20 protein-coding genes and 1 pseudogene are annotated in these 18,205 nt (G+C 41.3%); 9 read left to right on the top strand and 12 right to left on the bottom strand.

Features of this window, described 5'->3' with window-relative positions:
• Nucleotides 1–132: 132 nt before the first annotated feature.
• Nucleotides 133–1,089: an alpha/beta hydrolase gene (locus NST45_RS10840; protein WP_339825579.1), complete on the top strand. Its 957-nt coding sequence runs from the start codon at nt 133–135 to the stop codon at nt 1,087–1,089.
• 188 nt (nt 1,090–1,277) lie between these two features.
• A complete protein-coding gene (locus NST45_RS10835; protein ID WP_339825576.1) occupies nt 1,278–2,591 on the top strand; it encodes a PQQ-binding-like beta-propeller repeat protein in 1,314 nt (437 codons plus the stop codon).
• A 6-nt stretch (nt 2,592–2,597) separates the two neighbouring features.
• On the opposite strand, the gene NST45_RS10830 is transcribed toward NST45_RS10835, so the two are convergent.
• The 5 genes from NST45_RS10830 to NST45_RS10810 are packed head-to-tail and all read right to left on the bottom strand — an operon-like array spanning nt 2,598 to nt 4,261.
• Nucleotides 2,598–2,981 carry a hypothetical protein gene (locus tag NST45_RS10830; RefSeq protein ID WP_036687572.1) on the bottom strand — a complete coding sequence of 128 codons (384 nt, stop codon included), beginning with the start codon at nt 2,979–2,981 and terminating at the stop codon, nt 2,598–2,600.
• Nucleotides 2,982–2,984: 3 nt separating this feature from the next.
• Nucleotides 2,985–3,161 carry a spore gernimation protein GerPD gene (locus tag NST45_RS10825; RefSeq protein WP_111504304.1) on the bottom strand — a complete coding sequence of 59 codons (177 nt, stop codon included), beginning with the start codon at nt 3,159–3,161 and terminating at the stop codon, nt 2,985–2,987.
• Nucleotides 3,139–3,753 (bottom strand): spore germination protein GerPC, encoded by a 615-nt coding sequence (gene gerPC, locus NST45_RS10820; RefSeq protein ID WP_036687573.1) that lies wholly within the window; start codon nt 3,751–3,753, stop codon nt 3,139–3,141. Before gerPC ends, NST45_RS10825 begins: the two co-directional genes overlap by 23 nt.
• Before the next feature lie 42 nt (nt 3,754–3,795).
• A complete protein-coding gene (locus tag NST45_RS10815) occupies nt 3,796–4,023 on the bottom strand; it encodes a spore germination protein GerPB (RefSeq protein ID WP_036687575.1) in 228 nt (75 codons plus the stop codon).
• Between the two features lie 13 nt (nt 4,024–4,036).
• Nucleotides 4,037–4,261 carry a spore germination protein gene (locus NST45_RS10810; RefSeq protein WP_036687577.1) on the bottom strand — a complete coding sequence of 75 codons (225 nt, stop codon included), beginning with the start codon at nt 4,259–4,261 and terminating at the stop codon, nt 4,037–4,039.
• Between the two features lie 114 nt (nt 4,262–4,375).
• Between NST45_RS10810 and NST45_RS10805 the strand changes: the two genes are divergently transcribed.
• Both NST45_RS10805 and NST45_RS10800 read left to right on the top strand, forming a co-directional pair.
• A complete protein-coding gene (locus NST45_RS10805) occupies nt 4,376–4,834 on the top strand; it encodes an Hsp20/alpha crystallin family protein (protein ID WP_036687578.1) in 459 nt (152 codons plus the stop codon).
• Nucleotides 4,835–5,054: 220 nt separating this feature from the next.
• A complete protein-coding gene (locus NST45_RS10800) occupies nt 5,055–5,222 on the top strand; it encodes a hypothetical protein (protein ID WP_169744777.1) in 168 nt (55 codons plus the stop codon).
• A gap of 119 nt (nt 5,223–5,341) precedes the next feature.
• On the opposite strand, the gene NST45_RS10795 is transcribed toward NST45_RS10800, so the two are convergent.
• Nucleotides 5,342–6,214, bottom strand: coding sequence for a GNAT family N-acetyltransferase (locus NST45_RS10795; protein WP_076143704.1), 873 nt, complete (start codon nt 6,212–6,214; stop codon nt 5,342–5,344).
• A 186-nt stretch (nt 6,215–6,400) separates the two neighbouring features.
• On the opposite strand from NST45_RS10795, the gene NST45_RS10790 reads away from it, so the two are divergent.
• Nucleotides 6,401–6,793 carry a hypothetical protein gene (locus tag NST45_RS10790; protein ID WP_076143434.1) on the top strand — a complete coding sequence of 131 codons (393 nt, stop codon included), beginning with the start codon at nt 6,401–6,403 and terminating at the stop codon, nt 6,791–6,793.
• A 110-nt stretch (nt 6,794–6,903) separates the two neighbouring features.
• Here the strand turns inward: NST45_RS10790 and NST45_RS10785 are convergent, their stop codons facing one another.
• Nucleotides 6,904–7,584, bottom strand: a complete 681-nt coding sequence (locus NST45_RS10785) for an SDR family NAD(P)-dependent oxidoreductase (protein ID WP_076143432.1) — start codon at nt 7,582–7,584, stop codon at nt 6,904–6,906.
• 153 nt (nt 7,585–7,737) lie between these two features.
• Here NST45_RS10785 and NST45_RS10780 point away from each other — a divergent pair, with 153 nt between their 5' ends.
• A complete protein-coding gene (locus NST45_RS10780) occupies nt 7,738–8,298 on the top strand; it encodes a TetR/AcrR family transcriptional regulator (RefSeq protein WP_076143430.1) in 561 nt (186 codons plus the stop codon).
• 126 nt (nt 8,299–8,424) lie between these two features.
• On the opposite strand, the gene NST45_RS10775 is transcribed toward NST45_RS10780, so the two are convergent.
• From NST45_RS10775 to NST45_RS10765, 3 genes are all read right to left on the bottom strand, one after another.
• Nucleotides 8,425–8,838: a VOC family protein gene (locus NST45_RS10775; protein WP_076142202.1), complete on the bottom strand. Its 414-nt coding sequence runs from the start codon at nt 8,836–8,838 to the stop codon at nt 8,425–8,427.
• A 34-nt stretch (nt 8,839–8,872) separates the two neighbouring features.
• Nucleotides 8,873–9,796 (bottom strand): ketopantoate reductase family protein, encoded by a 924-nt coding sequence (locus NST45_RS10770; protein ID WP_076142203.1) that lies wholly within the window; start codon nt 9,794–9,796, stop codon nt 8,873–8,875.
• Nucleotides 9,797–10,051: 255 nt separating this feature from the next.
• A complete protein-coding gene (locus NST45_RS10765; RefSeq protein ID WP_339210037.1) occupies nt 10,052–11,824 on the bottom strand; it encodes an ABC transporter substrate-binding protein in 1,773 nt (590 codons plus the stop codon).
• Nucleotides 11,825–11,967: 143 nt separating this feature from the next.
• On the opposite strand from NST45_RS10765, the gene NST45_RS10760 reads away from it, so the two are divergent.
• Complete coding sequence (locus tag NST45_RS10760; RefSeq protein ID WP_036687590.1) at nt 11,968–13,212, top strand: MFS transporter; 1,245 nt, start codon at nt 11,968–11,970, stop codon at nt 13,210–13,212.
• Nucleotides 13,213–13,374: 162 nt separating this feature from the next.
• Here the strand turns inward: NST45_RS10760 and NST45_RS10755 are convergent, their stop codons facing one another.
• A complete protein-coding gene (locus tag NST45_RS10755; RefSeq protein WP_339825569.1) occupies nt 13,375–14,331 on the bottom strand; it encodes a WYL domain-containing protein in 957 nt (318 codons plus the stop codon).
• Between the two features lie 111 nt (nt 14,332–14,442).
• Here NST45_RS10755 and NST45_RS10750 point away from each other — a divergent pair, with 111 nt between their 5' ends.
• Both NST45_RS10750 and NST45_RS10745 read left to right on the top strand, forming a co-directional pair.
• Nucleotides 14,443–15,378, top strand: a complete 936-nt coding sequence (locus NST45_RS10750) for a Gfo/Idh/MocA family oxidoreductase (RefSeq protein WP_076099072.1) — start codon at nt 14,443–14,445, stop codon at nt 15,376–15,378.
• A gap of 587 nt (nt 15,379–15,965) precedes the next feature.
• Nucleotides 15,966–17,229 (top strand): annotated as a pseudogene (locus NST45_RS10745) (IS110 family transposase).
• A gap of 454 nt (nt 17,230–17,683) precedes the next feature.
• Here the strand turns inward: NST45_RS10745 and NST45_RS10740 are convergent.
• Entirely contained in the window at nt 17,684–17,989 is a 306-nt protein-coding gene (locus NST45_RS10740) for a DUF3889 domain-containing protein (protein ID WP_038571483.1), read from the bottom strand.
• Nucleotides 17,990–18,205: the final 216 nt, after the last annotated feature.

Here is an 18,205-nt window from a genome sequence, read left to right as displayed (position 1 = left end):
AGGCGATAAATGTGCAAATAGTGTCAAATCTCTAACTAGTCGTAAACTGGCATTCGTTTCAGCAGCTGCTTAGATGGTTATGGAATGAAGAGGGTATACTAGACTATGACCAGTCAAAGGAGACGATAAATCATGCCAAACAAAACTAAGATCATTCTTGAGCCAGCAGCTCAAAAATTTGCCGATGATAATGCGAAACCTCCCTTTCTACCTGACCTTGGGCCAGAAAAAGGTCGTGAAACGGTAGATAGCGTACAATCCAGTGATATATATAAACCGGAAGTTGATATTGAAGATCTAATGGTGCCAGGTGGACCTAACGGTGATGTTTCCATACGAATCGTTCGCCCCCCTAGCTCCTCATCAGCATCGTTGCCTGTTATCCTGTACATTCATGGCGCAGGATGGGTGTTTGGGAATGCCCATACCCATGATCGCTTGATCCGTGAACTAGCTGTCGGAGCGGAGGCCGCTATTGTTTTCCCAAATTACAGCCTCTCCCCAGAAGCTAAATATCCTACAGCTATTGAAGAAATCTACGCAGTTCTCCAGTGGACAGCTGAAAAAGGAAGCGAGCACGGATTAGATACTAGCAAGCTTTCTATAGCCGGAGACAGCGTCGGTGGGAATATGGCAGCTGCTATTACTCTCATGGCGAAAGAACGGAGTGGACCGAAGATAGCGAAACAACTACTATTCTATCCGGTAACGGATGCCTCGTTTGATACTGAATCCTATCATGAGTTCGCCGAAGGTTATTTCTTACAGCGGGACGGCATGAAATGGTTCTGGGATCAGTATACCACTGACCCTGAGGAACGAAATCAAATCACTGCCTCTCCTCTTCGGGCTAACCTAGAGCAGCTACGGGATTTACCAGATGCACTGGTTATTACTGGTGAAGCAGATGTGCTACGGGATGAAGGTGAAGCTTATGCCGCCAAATTGCGGGAAGCTGGCGTGAATGTTACGGCTGTCCGCTTCCAAGGCATCATTCATGATTTTGTCATGCTGAATCCTTTAGCCGAGACTCATGCTAAAAAAGGAGCTATCAAGTTAGCGACTACATGGCTTCGTGAAGGTTTCTAAACAAATCAACTGTTGACATATTCTTTTACTAGGCGAATTGGTTCTCACAAGAATTTTGTGCGAAACTGATTCGTCTTTTCTTGTTAACATATTATTTATTATGTTAACAAGTGTATTTTTACAATTGAGAAACAAATATCCATTCCCTGCGTCAATATATTATAAATGATCTATAAGGAGCTAAAATCGTGAAATATGTACCGTTTATCCTAAAGACCGTTATAGCATCCTCCTTGCTCGTATCTGGAGCTGGTGTATATTTGCCTGGTGCTCAAGCAGCAGTAACAACCCCTGCCTCCTCTTCAACAACCGTCGACTCTATCACCACAATTAAACCCTTATGGCACGACAAGGCAGATGGTCAAGGGATTTATAGCCAACAGGCCCCTACTGCAAATGGATTATTCTATTATTCATCAGGCGGGACACTAAAGGCCGCCGATCTCAGTACAGGCAAAGTTAAATGGTCCTACAAAAACGGAACAAATCCTGAGATTATAACGAATAACTCGATTTTCTTTATCACTTATGAGGGTTATCTTGTAAAAGTTAATGCCCAAACGGGGAAATTGCTTTGGAAGGTTAAGGCTGCCAAAGATCCGATTGAAATCGGTGCTTTCGCGGAGTTAGTTAACGGAGTGTTGTACTTCCGGAACGAGCATGGTGGAATTGCAGCTTATCACCCGGTTACTGGTAAAAAAATCTGGGAGAATAAAGACATCCCTATGTATGTAGGAAGTATCGACGGCCTATATAACGGGGTATTGGTAGTATCCAGTACTGTTGATAATAGGCGTACACAGTTTTTCGGGCTCGATCCGGCTACAGGCAAGAGGTTATGGAGAATTCAGGGATTTTATAGCTTTGTTGCTTACCGGGATGGTGAATTATTACTCCGCGAACAAGTAAATGCTGCAAATGATGCCTCTAACGAGCCTCTTAAAGGCTATCAGTTGACCTTGGTACATGTTGATGTTAAAACTGGAAAAGCGAAGACCAAAAAGAACTATAAACCGCTCGAAGGTGTCAGTAGACTCGGTAATTATTTTACATCACTTCAAGGCTCGTATCTATATACAGTCGATGGAGGTTTAGACCAATGGGGGGGTCATCCACTATACCGCTTTACCTTAGGTCAAGAAACAGCGAGTGAACCCAAAAGTTATGAGGAGTACGGAAATTGGGTGGCTGGTCCAGTAAATAACATGGCTTTTTTCCAAAAGGATGCACAGATCACTGCCGTTCAAATGAACGATAATCGCATTATAAGCTTCAACGGGCCGGACAGTCCTGCGTTAAGCGTTCAATCTATGGGTAAGGGGCTATACGCCGGCTATGAGAACGGATATTTCTTTATCATAAATGCAGAAACAGGAAAAGCGCTTGGCAAAGTAAAAACTGGAGCACAACAATACGGCAAACTATTCAGTGCGAATGGTATTCTCTACATCCAGACGGAGCACAATATATTCGCAATTTCTCTGCCAAAAGAATTAAAATAGTTGTTGTTACTCCTTATCTTTTGCAGCCACTTCTCGTTTAAACTCAATGGTTCGACTCTCCAGATGAACTGACCCGCTGTTTCCAATCTGGAAGGTCGTGCCAGACCCAATCGACAGAATTTTGATATATTGTATATTAATTGTTGATTCCGCGGAATCCTTTAATATCACAAATTCATCCACTTCATTCCCTTGGTTTGTCCATACAGGGATAGGAATGTCTATGAGTGTAGTATCTTTCGTGCGATTATTAATCTCCTTTATGTTAAAAAGGTAATTCTCCTTGCTTCCCAGGAATTTAGATTGAACCCGGCCTACAGATCCACATATAAAAATAGAACTGTCAGACAGATTGTTGATATAGACATCTTGTATGCGTGAGGTGTGCATAGGTTAACTGCCTTTTTTGACTTGATCTGGAGCGCTCTGAGTATATTCTATTACGCTGTCAAACGCCGAGGAGCAATGAATGGATTGAGTATCCCCTACTAAAAATACTGATGAACCCGAGATCGAAACGACTTTCACTGCATTGACACTAATATCTCTATTGATCACCGTTATCTTCATTCGTCTCCCGCCTTCCGGTTATATTTATTTCCAAATGCCGCTCTACTGCCATAACGATATCTCGTTTGATTTGCTCTACAATAGAAGCGCATTCCTCATCAGTGTATCCACGCCCTTCTTCTGTGGCAGGGAGTTGGCTTACATACTCGTTAATCCGTCCATCCATCTGATTCAGCAGATCCTGAGTCACCATTTGGATATATTGCTCATCAATGCTTAAATTCTTCTCTTTTTCTAAACGTGAAAATTGCGAGGGAACCTCTTCTTGCACATACTTCAGAATCTGTGGGCGAATCTGATCCGATAAGGCAGTTGTACCTACCTCCTGCTCTCCAATAGGTTTACCGTTGATCATCGCTTCATCCAGATTGTTCCCCTCATTCGGTGTAATGCCTATATTTAAAGTGCCTTCCAGCTTTTCGATTTTTAATTGTTCAAAATGATAATTGATAGGTCCTATACTTGCAGATTTATTGTTCTTTATGCTGTCTACATCGCCTTGCAAATCTCGAAGCTGCTTCTCTAGCTGTTGAATCTTCTCCGCTTGCAATCTTAGTGTATTAAAAACCTGCTGAGCGTAATACGGATGCATACAACCCCCTCCTATGGTTTATTGTATGCGGGGACAAAGAGCCTAATTCAGATGTGCATATAGTTCCGCCGCTGGCGGTAAGGACACAAGGGGTGAATCCATTTTTTCCGCTGGAGGTGTTGGAGGCGATGATGGAGCTCCAGAGGTCTCATAATTATGAGACAAAGTATTGATTCGTCCCGATGTACCAATCTGAAGAACCGAGGAATTAGAGATAGTACCGATTTTTAGATTATAGATCGATATGCATTGATATACCGTAATGTTCATTTAAACCCCACCCTTAAGGAGGTGATACTTGATCCACCACATCTGAATCCATCGTATTTGTACTGCTGGCCGCATTATTCGTTATATTCGTACCTATGGAGTCACCTATGGAGAAGGAGTTGGCACCGGCATAAATTTTAGAGTTGCTGCTCAGGATAACGGATGCCGTATTTCCTACTAAGACTGTGGAGCTGGGGCCTACGCTATTGATTTTAATATTGCCGATGATTGAAACCACCAAACCACTCCTCCTTTCGGAATGATAAGCTATTCTATGTAGATATTCGCCCAGATGTCACTGAATAAGTCAAACGCCCATACAATGGATAAAAACCGTAGGAGGCGCAGAGCTATGAGTCCCAATAAGACGAACCCTTTAGATTGGATGAATGAAGATCCTTTTTTTAAGAAAAAGTTATCCTTGAAAGCTCTTGAAGAGCAGTGGAAGTTGGATCCTAACCAAATTGACGGGTATGTCGAAAAAGTCATCCGAGAAGCAACTGCAGCGACCTCCTCTTCATTTATGAACGAAACCTCAAGTTTAAGCTTTGAGCATATCGACACTCATAATCACCTGATTACCAAAATTCGTATTCCGAGCGGAATCCACCCCGAAAGTATATGGGCACAAATCAATCGCACACAAATTAAATTAACAGGTTTAGGAAAAGATCATAGCGAGATTATTCAGCTGCCAGTTCCCGTCATTCCAGATCAGAGCAGAGGCACTTATAAGCAAGGTTCCCTGCAATTCAGAATGGCTAAAATGTCAGCGGGAAGATTCAAAGATATCGACATCCGTTATTTATAAAATATCCCTTTAAAATCCACCTGTTTTACTCGTCCAAGTGCCCCATTCCCCCTAAAAAAACGCCTTAAAATCAAAACAGCGTATAATTTAAGTTATACGCTGTTTTTTAAAGGTGTTTTTTGGCCCTTTTTCATCCGATTTTCTATTCTTTTCGCTCTTCGAACTTTAAGTTCCTCTTGGTCATAAGATGGAGTATCCAGAGTAAAGGTGGGGTCAAATCATGTCTAAAAACAAACGCGGCAAAGCACTTTGGCGCATTCCATCCCGGGCTAGAGGAACATGTCCGATCTGTGGCAGCACACGTATTAAGCTGTTGTACTTCGGGAAAGGCATTTCAGGTGAAAAACTTAACGTATGTAAGAAATGTGATGGAAAGCAAAAGGCATGAAAGCATTTAGCAGTTGATTCACAGAAAGGGTTACCAAATAAAGTGCGACCTTAACCTCGAACCTAGGCTCGACAAAAAAGCTATCGCACTTGCTTGGTAATCCTTCACTCCAATAACTTTTATAGCTCAATCCGATATCTTCTTTCCTCATTTGTTAGAATAAATCCCACTGATTCATATAGCCGTAATGCTGAATCATTTTCCGTAAGCACCATCAGGCATGCCTCTTCCAGTCCGTGGGTTCTAAAATAGCTCAATGCTTGAAAAAGCATGTACTTAGCAATTCCGGATCTTCTCCATGGTTCAAGTACAAATACATTTTCGATATAGCCGCCCTTCTCTTCCTGCCAGACCATTAAGCTACCCGCAACCTTCTCCCCTTCTCGAACAACAAGTGATGTCCAGAGCGGATTTTGTTTGAATTCAGCTAACCGTTCTTTCCCTAGCGGAGTTTCCGGCCAAATCTCAGCTTCTAATTCCAAATAATGCTCGTCTTCTTCAGGCGTCTCCATATCCCAGGTTGCGAATTCAAACGCCTCAGCCAGAGTGGGTTCGGACAAACCATCTCTTAAATTATGTTTCATCTTAAATAAGCTATTATAATGAGAGAAGCCCTTCACTTTTTCGAAAAATTGAGTATTCAAGACCTCTGCCGAATCGTTCCCTACACAAAGAGTGGTTTTGTAATCCTTTGATAAAGTTTCTTTTAATTCAAGGGCTCTTAATAAGAGTGACTGATACACTTTTTCTAATAAATCAAAATCACTTTCACGTTCTGGTATTGTTTTTAAGTTCAGGTAGATCGAATGTCTGCTATCCTTGGAACGGCCGGGCGGCACAATATTGATGATGCTCACTTGGCCTTTGGCCACCATTTTACCGTCCTCGAAAGCGCAATATACATTTTCCCAATTTTCCTCATTACCAACCCACCAAAAAACAACATTCCCCTTTGTAGATACCGAGTTATAAAGTTCCCCAAGTAATGGCATGTCACCTTGTTCAAAATGACGAATAGTAGTCAATGCAAAACCCCTTTTCAAATCATTAATATGGAATATATTTATAATAACATGCATGTCCACGCTACATTTGGTAATTAATTGTTATAAATAACTTCTCCTTGATGTAACATTTTTTAAGTAAACCCTGTCTTACTTATATAGGGGGACTAAAAGATGAGAAAACGATTTTTTATAGGGATTACGATATTTCTGATTGCTTGTGGAGTTGTTCTTGGCGTAGGGACGATATCAAATCTTCTGAGTCCGTTTAAAAGCTTCTCAGTCATCGTAGATAATCAATCTGATGTTGATATTAGCTCTATCGAAGTAGGATTAATTCGTGCGGATTCAAAGAAATCGTATACAAGTCCAATAAAAGCAGGACAAAAGAAAAAATTCAAACCAAAATTGAGTCTAAATGGTGAAGGTGCTATATATCTTCGATACACCAACTCTAACGGACAGTCTAAAGAACAAACCGTGTGCGGTTATACCGAATATTTATCAGGTCATTCCAAAGTCACGATTACTAATGAAAGCACAACCGTTGTTCAGCAATGTAATTAAATCCTTTCATCTGACCCTTCAATCCTGCTTCACTCTGATGAGAGATAAGTCTTCTAATAGATAAAAAGCCGCCATTAAGGCGACTTGCTTATCCAATAAGATTTAGTTTTTTAATTTGGAAAAAGGGTCGGGTCGAATCCTAGAGGGAATACTTCCTCAAAGTTATCTTGCTTTTCATATAAGCTATACCAAGTCTCTGCAATAACATCAGGATCACCAGCTGTTCCAGCTTGTATCATTGTCCCTATGGAAAGATGGCCGACAAATACTCCTTTATCTATTAACTGATTGTGTAAAGCAGTAGCATAATTTCGTATACCAGACATAACAATGCCGCCATTTCCTACAAAAGGCAACGGGAACATAGCAGAAATACCAGTGGTAAAAAGAATGGCTCCTGATCCTCTATGGATCATATCGGGTAATACTTCATTAACTGAAAGAACGGCGGGCAGCAAGTAACTGTTTATTTGTTCCAACACACTTTGAGGTGTAGTTTCCAGCACATGAGTGAATTTATCCCACCCTGCATACGGACTGAACTCTAGTACATCGATTGAACCAAACTCTTTTATTATCGCTTGAAAGACTTGTTTTAGCGCTGCTAAATCTGTCACATCTGCTACAAAAGATTGTGCTTCAATATTAAGTTTCTTAAGTTCACTAATGATCATTGATAATTTCTCGGGATTGCGTGAAATGACAGCCACCCTAAATCCATTAACTCCGAATTTTTTAGCTAGAGACAATCCTAATCCGGGCCCTGCACCAACGATAACAATATTTCTCATTTTTGATGAACTCCTTTTCTATGATATATTAAAGTAACAGCTGTTGCTTTAATTGCTAATATACAGCTACTAATTTAATGTATCAATCAACAATCAACCTGCAAATGTTGCTATAGCAACAAGATTGCTAAATTGTTGGGTAGGAGTGAAGTAATGGCTACTAAAGTAAACAATATTCGGCTGACACAGACTAAACAGTCTTTAATTGACTCCTTTTTACGGTTAGTTTCCCTGAAGGATTTTGAGAAAATAACAATCGTCGATATAACAAAGGGAGCTAAAGTTAATCGAGCCACGTTCTACGCACACTTTAATGATAAATATGAATTATTGGATTATATTATGGGTGATTCGGCATCCGCTGCTATTGTAAAACATACTGAAGGAGAAATTAAATTCGATCAAGAAGGCATCATTCAACTCGTATTATCGGTATTCGATTTCTATCAGCAACCGAACATACAATGCCGCAGCAGTTATATAGAGATGGTTTTCCCTCAATTGAAAGAGAAGATTATAAATGAACTGAAGGTTCACTTATCTAACGCTTTAGGAGATATCTACCCAGATAACGAGAAAAGCTTTTATGTACCGATCATCGCACAAATGATCCATGAAGGTGTCTATCAATGGGTAACAGGGAATAATACTATAAATCAACAAGAAGTCGCCGAGAGAATTTCATCATTAGTCATAAGCGGGCTGCAATCGTGAATTAAAATCAGAAGAGTCCTCAGACCTTTCCGCTGCCTGACACTAAGGGGCCGAGTTCGTCATTTATAGACGACCTCGGCCCCTTGTGATACAGCGTATTATCTGTCTGTGCAACACATCAATCGTTTACACATTCCCCAGAAGATTTAATTGCCAAGACACGCCAAATTGATCCGCCACCCAGCCAAATTTCGAACTGAATGGATATTCACCTAGTGGCATGAGCACCTGTCCACCCTGGGATAATGCTTCATAAACGCGGTCAATTTCAGCTTCACTTTCACAATTCACATATAAGGATACCGCTGGAGTAAAGGTGAATCCATGCTTCACATAGCTATCTATACACATAAAAACTTGTCCATGTAATGAAAAAGTAGCCTGCATGACACTCCCTTCAGGTCCTGCTTCGTCCGCTCCATAACGCTTAATACTGATGATTTCGGAGTGATCAAATAAAGAAGTATAGAAATTCATAGCTTCTTCAGCCTTTCCTTCGAACATTAGAAAAGTCATTATCTTTTGATTCAGTTCCTTCATAATCGTCCAGCTCCTTACAGTCATTTTATACAGATCATCTCATATCATTAACGCTTTCGTATACTTTCAAACGGGCATATACGGTTTCAAGAATGGGATACGCAACTTGACCAGGTACAGCCATCGCCAAAAGTGCACCATGCAGATGCTCAGCTTCCACTGGCAGATGTTTTAGCATATCCCTATGCATAGAGGAGGTAAATTCGGGCAGGACCGAATCCATCTTTTGCATCGTGACCGACACCATATCTGGTCCAACAGGCATACCTGCACTTTGCGCTATGCTCACGATCTCATTCAGAAGCTGCTCATAAATAGCACGAGCTGTAGGTGAGGCTAAAATAGGTCCAACCGAGCTATCCATTAAAGTTGTAATCCCGCTTAAACTAGCTACGAATATATATTTCTGCCACACTTCGCGTTGAATATCAGAACTTAATATCACAGTGAATCCTGCTTTATCCAAATGGCTGAGAAGTATCTGCATCCGTTCTGACTCCCCACCCGCCCATTCACCAAACACAATACTATGGAAAGAACTACTTTGTATGATAGCTCCATTCGAATCTAACGTTGTTTCGATATAACAAAGACCACCCAGTACCTTTTCTGCTCCAAAATGCTGCTGCAAAATACCAAAATGTTTATACCCATTGAGGAGCGGGAGAATCATTGTATGTTCACCGACGAAAGGGGTTAGATCCATCATCACCTGAGGCAAATGATAGGCCTTCACTGCAATAATAATACAGTCAAAAGGCTCTGCCTTCTCCCCGTATGTAATCGTCCGAACGGGAGTCTGAAAGTCACCATGCACACTTTTTATTGCCAGACCCTCATCTTCTAACTGCTTTTGTTTAGTAGAACGGACTAGAAAAGTTACATCTTCCCCTTTTTGAACTAGACGCCCTCCAAAATAACCACCAATAGCTCCTGCACCCACGAATAGAAAACGCATGTAAGTCTCCCCTTTTTTCACCTTATTTTAAACAAATAAAAAGACCGCTTAGCTTATCCGCTAAACAGGTCCGAATGGCAAAAAAAGAGTCAAGTATCGACCGTTCTTTTGTCTCGGTCCATACGGATCTGAGCAAAATCCAACGAGTTCACCTCCATGGCTACAATTAAATTACTATTCATAAATCTGATCCAACTAGAGCACCATTCGATTCTATCGATACAGCCTCCCTGGAAAGTATAACAAAAGAAAACCTTAAAGCCTAGTTTTAATCCATAACTTGGAGATGTCCAAAAACCCGAAGGAACCGGTGTGCAGACCAAACAGGCTTTGATTTAGCTGAGCTTTTTTATTCATATGACAGCCATGCAGCACCCAATAATTGTCTCGTAAAATCCCCTCCGCTTGATTCAGCAGCTTCACCCGTTCATCCTTTGGAGATTCTGTGAAAGGACCTAATACCTTCGAAAACAATGAAATCTGATCCTCTCTAAGCAAAGAAAATAAATAATTAGATTTATTATTAAAGTAGTTAATCATTCCCCATTGCCAATCATCTTCCAGCACCTCTTCAGCAAGTTGGATCTCGGCTGTTGTCTGTATATGATCTGCCTTAAATTCATTAAAAAAATATAACTCAATTTGCAAACCTACGGAGGCAGCGCGTGTTTTGAGCCATAACGCTTCTTCTCGTTCTTCTTTTTTATCCTTAGTTGCTAAAGTAATGACTTCTCCCTGATACCCATTTTCCACTAAAAGCGCTTGTGCATGTTCCAAAGTTGGATCTACAAGCTCTCTCTTACTGCTCTCCCATGGCAAAAAGCTATCTGCTGGAGTGATACGATTGCCACCCAACTCTTTTATTAAAGCCGTTCGACTGTAAAGGATACGGATCACTTGACGAAACCATAGCTGCTGATGAATTCCCTCTCTATGAAAATTAAACAGAATATATCTACAGCCTAAGGCCGGGTAATCTATACTGTGATTGCTGATGATATCAGGTAAAAGTTCTCCATGTTCAGGATCTGGCAGCTGGTATTGGCGTTCATTAGAAGCCTCTTTTGGCAAATACCAAATCTCAACACGATCCAGGAGCGGCCGAATTCCGAAATAAAAATCAAAAGCTGCGAGCACCAATACATCCTCATTCAGATCCATTAAACGGTAAGGACCTGTACCGATCACTTCACTAGTGATGTCTATATCGTATGGGAGTATGGACATGTGAATGCAACTAAACAGATGCAGAAAAAAGAGATTTGGACGAGACAGATCAAACCGGATTCGATGATCTCCTTCAACCTCTACTCGTTCGATATCCTTATAAAGGTTCACCGCAGGGCTATTCAAGTCAATAAGCCGTTGTAGCGTCTCTTTTACATCTCTCGAGGTCATAATTCTTCCGTGATGAAAGCGTACCCCCTTGCGGAGGTAAAAAATATAACTTGTATGCTCCTCATTAGCTTCCCACATATGGGCCAAACCAGGAAGAAAGGCATCGGTCGTTGCGTCATAAGTAACTAGTGTGCTATAGATCTGACCCAGCAAATAGGATTCAAAAGCGGTGTATACATAAGCAGGGTCCAGTACTTCCTTATGCCGGTTACGGGTAATCCGCAGGACGTCCAGCCCTGAGGTTGACTCTGCTTCACTACGAAAACCCATCTGTTTATTTAACATCGTTAACAATCGTTCCTTTAAGGGTCCGGTCACCTGATCGCTGCTCATCAATTCGATAGCTTCTTTTATCTTGCCTTTACTGACTAACTCCTGAAAGCTATCCTCGAACACCTCATCAATACTTTTTAAAAAAGTAAGTTGAGAGATATGCCCCCTGCCTCTCCCCGGCTGCCATAGAATATATTCCTGCTCTTCCAGTTTCCGCAGAACGAATTTAACATTGCGTGGAGTGCAAATTAGGATCGAAGCCAATAAATCTATCGTCACAGGAACAGGTTCATTCACTTTGAACGAACTAGTAACGCTTGCTGCTAAACATAAAAAATGATTACTTATCTGGTCCAAATGGTTCACTCCTTTAAAGGTGAAACGGTCAATGTATTTCTTACACTTTTCCTTCCCCCTTTTATCATTATAATTATACATAAATCAACAATGAATATGCAGCAACAATATTAGAGCAATAAGACTAGGAGATCGTAATCATTATGAAACAGCATCTAAGGCACATTCACCCTCTAGCCTGGACAATTATCATCGGCACTATGTTCGGACGTCTGGTGACCTCGATGAGCATCCCATTCTTATCCATTTATCTGACCCAAGTTCTCGGAGCTTCCCCGACACAAACAGGGATTACGGTCGCGGTTAGCTCGCTGGCAGGCGTATTGGCTAGTTTCTATGGCGGTTATATTTCTGATATTGTTGGCCGCAAAATCGTGATGTTAATCTCGGTATTTGGCTGGGCAGCCGTCTTCTTCGGTTTCTCAGTGGCTCAGCATCTATGGGTATTTTTCTTGGTAAACACCCTAAATGGCTTATGTCGATCAGTATTCGAGCCTACTTCACGGGCACTTTTGTCCGATATTACGCCACCCGAGAGCAAGCTGCTTGTCTTTAATCTTAGATATGCAGCAATTAATCTTGGTGTAGTATTTGGTCCGATCATTGGGCTACAGCTCGGCTCTGCGGAATCAACTTTTCCTTTTCTAATCGCCGGAATCGTATATGTTGCATACGGAATTGTATTATTCATGCAATTTAAGGCACATCGTTCAAGCATGCCCGCCCGTACACAAGCTCAAGCACCACGTTTACTCGAAGCTTTGACGATCACAGGAAAAGACCGTGTGTTCCTGCCAGTATTGCTGGGTACAATCTTTTGTGTGTTAGGATACGGTCACTTCGGCTCAACAATGGCTCAATATTTAGCGATGAACACGCATTTCACCAATGGGGGGCAATTGTTCTCCTATATGCTTTCACTGAATGCTATAACCGTGTTAGTAGTGCAGTATCCCATTGTACGTACGGCAAGTAAATTTCCACCGATTGTCCCTTTAATACTTGGGAATATCTGCGTTGCACTTAGTCTTCTCTTAGTGGGGCTTGCTGGTGGTGTGGCTCTACTAATGATCAGTGTAGTTCTGTTCACTATAGGGGAAGTCTTACTCTTTACGATGATGGATATGTTAATCGATCGGATTGCCAAACCTGAAATGAAAGGGACGTACTTTGGTACGATTGGCTTTAATAATTTAGGGAGTGTTATGGCACCTATCTTCGGTGGGGTGTTGTTAGACCATTATGGCGCTCAGAATGGCCTTGCGATCTTTGTGCCGTTGGCTTTAACAACAGCTTTTGGTCTTCCTTTTCTTCTCGTAGCGCACAAAAGACTTGTTGCCAGAGAGAAATTAACACTTGGTATTAAAAATAGAGCAATAAAAGGATGATTTTCCAATTCAATACGTTGTTTATTGGATCATCCTCATCTCGGTTAACATAATCATTATTATGTAAACCAATTATGTGAATTAATTCTTTTATCAGAAAAGAGGGACCGTATCTTTGCAGAATATGCAATAGCTACGGTCTCTTTTACATAGAAAAAACGGTTAATCATATATTCCCTGAAGAAAACTCAGCTGGCCTTTTACATATTGCCTTAGCTCTAAGGGCTCCATGATTTCGGAATGACCTATTATGCACCAGACATTAGCACATGCACTTTCATAACCAAACATATTCACCTTTAAAATGAATGCATCCCCTTCTTCTCTCATTTCCATGATCTCTAGCTGAGATAAAGAAGACATTGTTCTCTTATCAGCTCTGATCACAACAGGATAGACCTCTTCTTCTTTACACGCTTGCTTAAAAACCTGTCCCTGCTGCTTCCAGTGTTCTTCTAATGAAAAATCCATAGGTATAGAGTACTCTTCTTCCACAAGCTGCGTAGAGACAATTCGCTCACATTTAAACGTTCGGATTTGATTAGCTTCTTCACAGTAGGCTATAAGATACCATTCCTCTTTTTTCACCACAAGACCATAGGGCTGTAATTTCCTGCACGATACTTCTCCGTTAACCTTTTGGTACTTAACCTGTAGTTTCTGAGATCGCCAAACGGCTGTCCGGATAGATTCCAGACAGGGGATTTCTATTCGTTCTGTCCACCATGGTGTGTCATCGAAATAAAAGCGCTTTCGCGCTTTCTGAATGTCAGGTTGATAGGATGCGGGCAATGTTTTTTCTAATTTCAACAGCGTCGTCTTCAGCTTAAGACCAGATTCAGAATGTCCCCCAGAATAGATGCCCATACCTGTTAAATATAGATTGATTACATCTTCACCATGTAACTGCTTCAGGTTAACTGTATATCCCTCCATTAAAGAGATACCACCATTCGGCCCCGACATAGACAACAAAGGAATTCCAGCTTCAGCTAGTACATCAATATCTCTATAGATTGAACGTACAGAAGTCTCCAAGGCTTGAGCTAGTTCATTGGCCTTCATTTTCCCTCTCGACTCCACTAATAATAAAATAGCAATCAAACGATGCAAGCGCATGGGAACCTCCGAGCTTTTCTTTTTTATCAAGTATACTTCAAAATTCTTGCCATGATGTTGTCAACAATAAGAGGTTATGATTAGTTCATTACATAAAGGGAGCTGAAACATATGAAAATTGCCGTTTTAGGAACAGGGTTCGGAGCTTATCATGCAGAATTATTGACGAAAAATGAGCGTGTAGACAAAGTTATTGTTTATGGTAGAAATGAAGCTAAGCTGCAAAATTTAAAACAAGCGTTAGGCGTTGAGATTACCACAAATATAGAGGATATCATGCTTGATACCACAATTGATGTGATCGATATCTGTCTGCCCGTAACTTTACATAGACAGTTTGCCGTTGAGGCGCTTAAGCATGGAAAACATGTATTCTGTGAAACACCTGTATGCTTTAACAATGAAGATGCCCTTGCGATGAAGGAAGCAGAACAACAGTATGGCAGACGAATCCTCGTGAACCAATTTATTAAATTTGATCCTGCGTACAAATATTTATACGAAACCACTCATCAAGAGAAATATGGAAAGCTCTTAGCCTTCACCTTAAAAAGAGAAACGGCACCTCTGTGGGGTGATCTCGGACTTCATTCTATCTCCACAAATCTGATGATTCACGAACTTGATTTTGTTACCTGGCTGCTTGGATCTTTAGAAGAATACTCTGTGTGGGGAACCGATGGTGGACGAAATGAACAAGCGTTAGTACGTACCCATTTTCAGAAAACGAATGTCTCCGCAGAAATCGTTGTATCCTCACAAATGCCAGCTGGTTATCCTTTTTCCGTAGGGTATGAAGCTTATTTTGAACAAGGAAAGCTTGTCTATCAAGAAAGTGACGACATGAACGGAAAGGTTGAAGGATCATTAATTGAATATACCTCTGCAGGTAAACAGCAACTATTGATAGAACAAGCTAATCCTTTTGAAAAGAGTATTACGCATGCTATCCAATGCTTAGAGGAGGGTACTTCATCCATAATCGAGTTAGACCATGCCCTACAAGCTATGGAACTAGCAATAAAAATAGAAAAAAAGCTTGTGTAAACATAGAGGTTGGTGTTGGGTATCCTTTTTCATGGGTTTTGTTTGTGGGGGCGTAGAACTTATTGAATTAGTGAATTGTAGCTAGGGAGAGGAATAGGTTTTGATTTTTCTATTGTGAATTTTTCATATGTTGAAATTATAGAACAAAGTAGTAATTTTAGTCCTTTTTGGTAAGCTGTCCTTAGTTCTAGTTTATAAAATGCTGTTATTTCACAGCATTTTGGAGAGATTTCATCCTGGGATTAAGATAGTTCAATTAGAGGTTAAACTAGTCATACGATGAAAATTCCCAAAAATCGTGGACCCTGCTGATATTGAGGAGGTAATGTCCGAGGCAAATAGGGTTTTAGAATGGCGCCTTATAAAACCAGCGGCAGTCTTGGACTGGAAAATAAAGTCCTATCTTTAATCCACCTCTATTACTCTTCTCATTTAAAGTACACACCTACATCACGTTATTCTGCCCGTTAGAATTCCTGTAAACTGAATAATTTGGAGTTTGAACAAAAACGAGCGCCTCGGTAACATGGGAGTTGGATACGGGTCTACAGCCCTTTTAATCTCACCATTTAGGAGGTCGCTCTACTATGAAGTTTAAAGCTCAAGACAAGCAAAATCAACTCATTGAAAACATTACCGTTCATCATTTGGTCATTGGCGTAGACATCGCCCAAGAAGTCCATGTACTCGCGCGGTCAGCTTTCGTGGGATTGCTTTGGGAACTCCGCTCGAATTCGGTAACCATCGTGAAGGGTTCGATCTGTTCGAACGCTGGATCCAAGATCTACTCAAATCCTACAAACTTAGCAGCGTCATAGTTGGTATGGAACCCTTACCACTACTGGTTTAGCCTGGCACGTTGGCTCCTCGATCAAGGCATGGAGCCCGTTCTGGTTAATCCTCATCTCGTCAAAAAGAACAAGGAAAACCGAGATAATACACCGTCTAAAAGTGACCATAAAGATGCGCTTGTCATAGCAGACATGGTCAAAAACGGGTACTACTCCCCTGTTCGTTTTCATCCCGAAGATTACGAGGAACTACGTATTCTAATGGCGAACCGAGAGACGGTTACCAAGCGCCTCAACGCTGCGGTTAATCAGATTCATCGCTGGGTAGACATTGTTTTCCCTGAACTTCGTCAGGTTTTTAAAATCCTCACTTGCACCAGTGCAATCGCAACACTCCGACTCTTCCCCTTGCCAAAAGAGATCCGTCTGTTAAATACGGAACAGGTCCTTGCCGGTTGGAAGCAATATGTAAAGCGTCATGCTGGAGTTAAACGTGCTGAGCTACTCATTTCACTTGCGAAATCCAGTGTGGGTGCCACTCAGGCACTCCACGCATACAAGCTCCATCTTGGGCAATTGCTCGAAGAATATGACCTGGTACCCAGCGCCAGCTTGAACAAATTGAGCATGAGCTCCGCCTCATTCTTAAGCGTATTCCTTATGCACAGAAGCTCCTTGAAATACGAGGCATCTATGTTACGAATCTAGCTGGTGTACTCGGTGAGGCTGGTGATCTAAGCGGATATACGCACGGAAATGCTTTACTGCGTCATGCTGGGTTAAATCTAGCTGAAGCTAGCTCCGGGAAATGGCGAGGAAAGATGGTGCTCAGCAAACGAGCTTACCACGTTTACGTCATTTTCTTTATCTCATGACAATGAGTATGGTTATGACAAATCCGGAGATACGAGCGGCACATCGTTATAATGTAGAGGAAAAGAAACTGAAGAAGATGAAATCCATTATGAAATTAATCGGTAAAGTAGCGAGAATGCTAGTCGCATTGGCTAAAAGCAGTACCGCTTACGAACCGATCAAGGTATTCCCACAAGCAGCATAAAACCAATTAATCCTCATCGACTCATGCATTCGCAGGATAACAAGAAGCACGGAGTATCGGGAGACGTTACGCAAAAGGGCTCGGACCCGTTCCGTTAGAAAGACCGACCTCCACCCCTTAGTTAGATGTGACGAAGGAATGAAAGGGCTATGACCCGTTGAGACATGGGAGTGAGAATCGCTAGGGCGAAGTGGAGACGTGCATATAATGGAACAATATGGGTGATCCTTATTCACCCTTATTTACGCATGCCCAATTCCCCATCTCCCAGCCACCGGCTCCTTCATCATCCTCTTCATCACTTTAACTACAGGATGAAATCCTGCGAATTCATGAGTCTGAGTGAGGAAACTGAATCATTTCGAGGGAGCTGAACAGGCTGCCTATGATCTCGGCAGCCTGTTGTCATTGTGCTATCGTGCCCCATTAGCGTAAATAGCGAGATTTATTAAATCTAACGATTAGTTTCAGAAAACTGAATCGATTGGATTGTATCAGTTGATGGGTCAAATTGGATTGATACAAAAACCCCAAACTCGTTACCTGCTTTGCTTCTAATCCATAGTTTGAATTTCTCTTCAGACTTTTTAGGTGTTAGTTCAGTACGACCAATGTGCTTATAATCAATTATGACTGCATTGTATCGTTTTTGTGTTTCCTCTACTGCAATTTTGCCCCATTTTGCGTATTCAGGCGCAGCCTCTACTGTAACAGTGGAAAAAATAAGTATCACCAAAAATGATATCAGTATTTTTTTCATAATAACCGCCCATCTGGAGAAGTTTTCAGTAATATCTCCCACTTTATCCAAATGTATTCTTAAACAACTTAATGCCAGCTTGCAGTCTACAACTTTATTTTTTCAATTAATCAAGATCTAGATTTAGGAAAGTCAGATATAATAAAGGGTTCCACATATTATACATGACTAATATGTGGAACCCTTTATGCTTAACTATCGTACTCCATTAGGATT

Origin of the sequence: Paenibacillus sp. FSL R7-0163, assembly GCF_037969975.1 — a bacterium.
In the GTDB taxonomy this organism is placed as follows: Bacteria; Bacillota; Bacilli; order Paenibacillales; family Paenibacillaceae; genus Paenibacillus_AQ; species Paenibacillus_AQ odorifer.
Note: the sequence above shows the minus strand (reverse complement) of the source record. Positions and strands in the feature narration are given on the sequence as shown.

Bases quoted from the DNA above. Each gene is read 5' to 3' on its own strand.
- NST45_RS10775 (WP_076142202.1), bottom strand. From the start codon at position 8,838: ATGAAGGAACTGAATCAAAAGATAATGACTTTTCTAATGTTCGAAGGA.
- NST45_RS10740 (WP_038571483.1), bottom strand. From the start codon at position 17,989: ATGAAAAAAATACTGATATCATTTTTGGTGATACTTATTTTTTCCACT.
- NST45_RS10840 (WP_339825579.1), top strand. From the start codon at position 133: ATGCCAAACAAAACTAAGATCATTCTTGAGCCAGCAGCTCAAAAATTT.
- NST45_RS10825 (WP_111504304.1), bottom strand. From the start codon at position 3,161: ATGAAGATAACGGTGATCAATAGAGATATTAGTGTCAATGCAGTGAAA.
- NST45_RS10760 (WP_036687590.1), top strand. From the start codon at position 11,968: ATGAAACAGCATCTAAGGCACATTCACCCTCTAGCCTGGACAATTATC.
- NST45_RS10795 (WP_076143704.1), bottom strand. From the start codon at position 6,214: ATGCCATTACTTGGGGAACTTTATAACTCGGTATCTACAAAGGGGAAT.
- NST45_RS10815 (WP_036687575.1), bottom strand. From the start codon at position 4,023: ATGAACATTACGGTATATCAATGCATATCGATCTATAATCTAAAAATC.
- NST45_RS10830 (WP_036687572.1), bottom strand. From the start codon at position 2,981: ATGCACACCTCACGCATACAAGATGTCTATATCAACAATCTGTCTGAC.
- NST45_RS10770 (WP_076142203.1), bottom strand. From the start codon at position 9,796: ATGCGTTTTCTATTCGTGGGTGCAGGAGCTATTGGTGGTTATTTTGGA.
- NST45_RS10755 (WP_339825569.1), bottom strand. From the start codon at position 14,331: ATGCGCTTGCATCGTTTGATTGCTATTTTATTATTAGTGGAGTCGAGA.
- NST45_RS10780 (WP_076143430.1), top strand. From the start codon at position 7,738: ATGGCTACTAAAGTAAACAATATTCGGCTGACACAGACTAAACAGTCT.
- NST45_RS10750 (WP_076099072.1), top strand. From the start codon at position 14,443: ATGAAAATTGCCGTTTTAGGAACAGGGTTCGGAGCTTATCATGCAGAA.
- gerPC (WP_036687573.1), bottom strand. From the start codon at position 3,753: ATGCATCCGTATTACGCTCAGCAGGTTTTTAATACACTAAGATTGCAA.
- NST45_RS10790 (WP_076143434.1), top strand. From the start codon at position 6,401: ATGAGAAAACGATTTTTTATAGGGATTACGATATTTCTGATTGCTTGT.
- NST45_RS10800 (WP_169744777.1), top strand. From the start codon at position 5,055: ATGTCTAAAAACAAACGCGGCAAAGCACTTTGGCGCATTCCATCCCGG.
- NST45_RS10805 (WP_036687578.1), top strand. From the start codon at position 4,376: ATGAGTCCCAATAAGACGAACCCTTTAGATTGGATGAATGAAGATCCT.
- NST45_RS10785 (WP_076143432.1), bottom strand. From the start codon at position 7,584: ATGAGAAATATTGTTATCGTTGGTGCAGGGCCCGGATTAGGATTGTCT.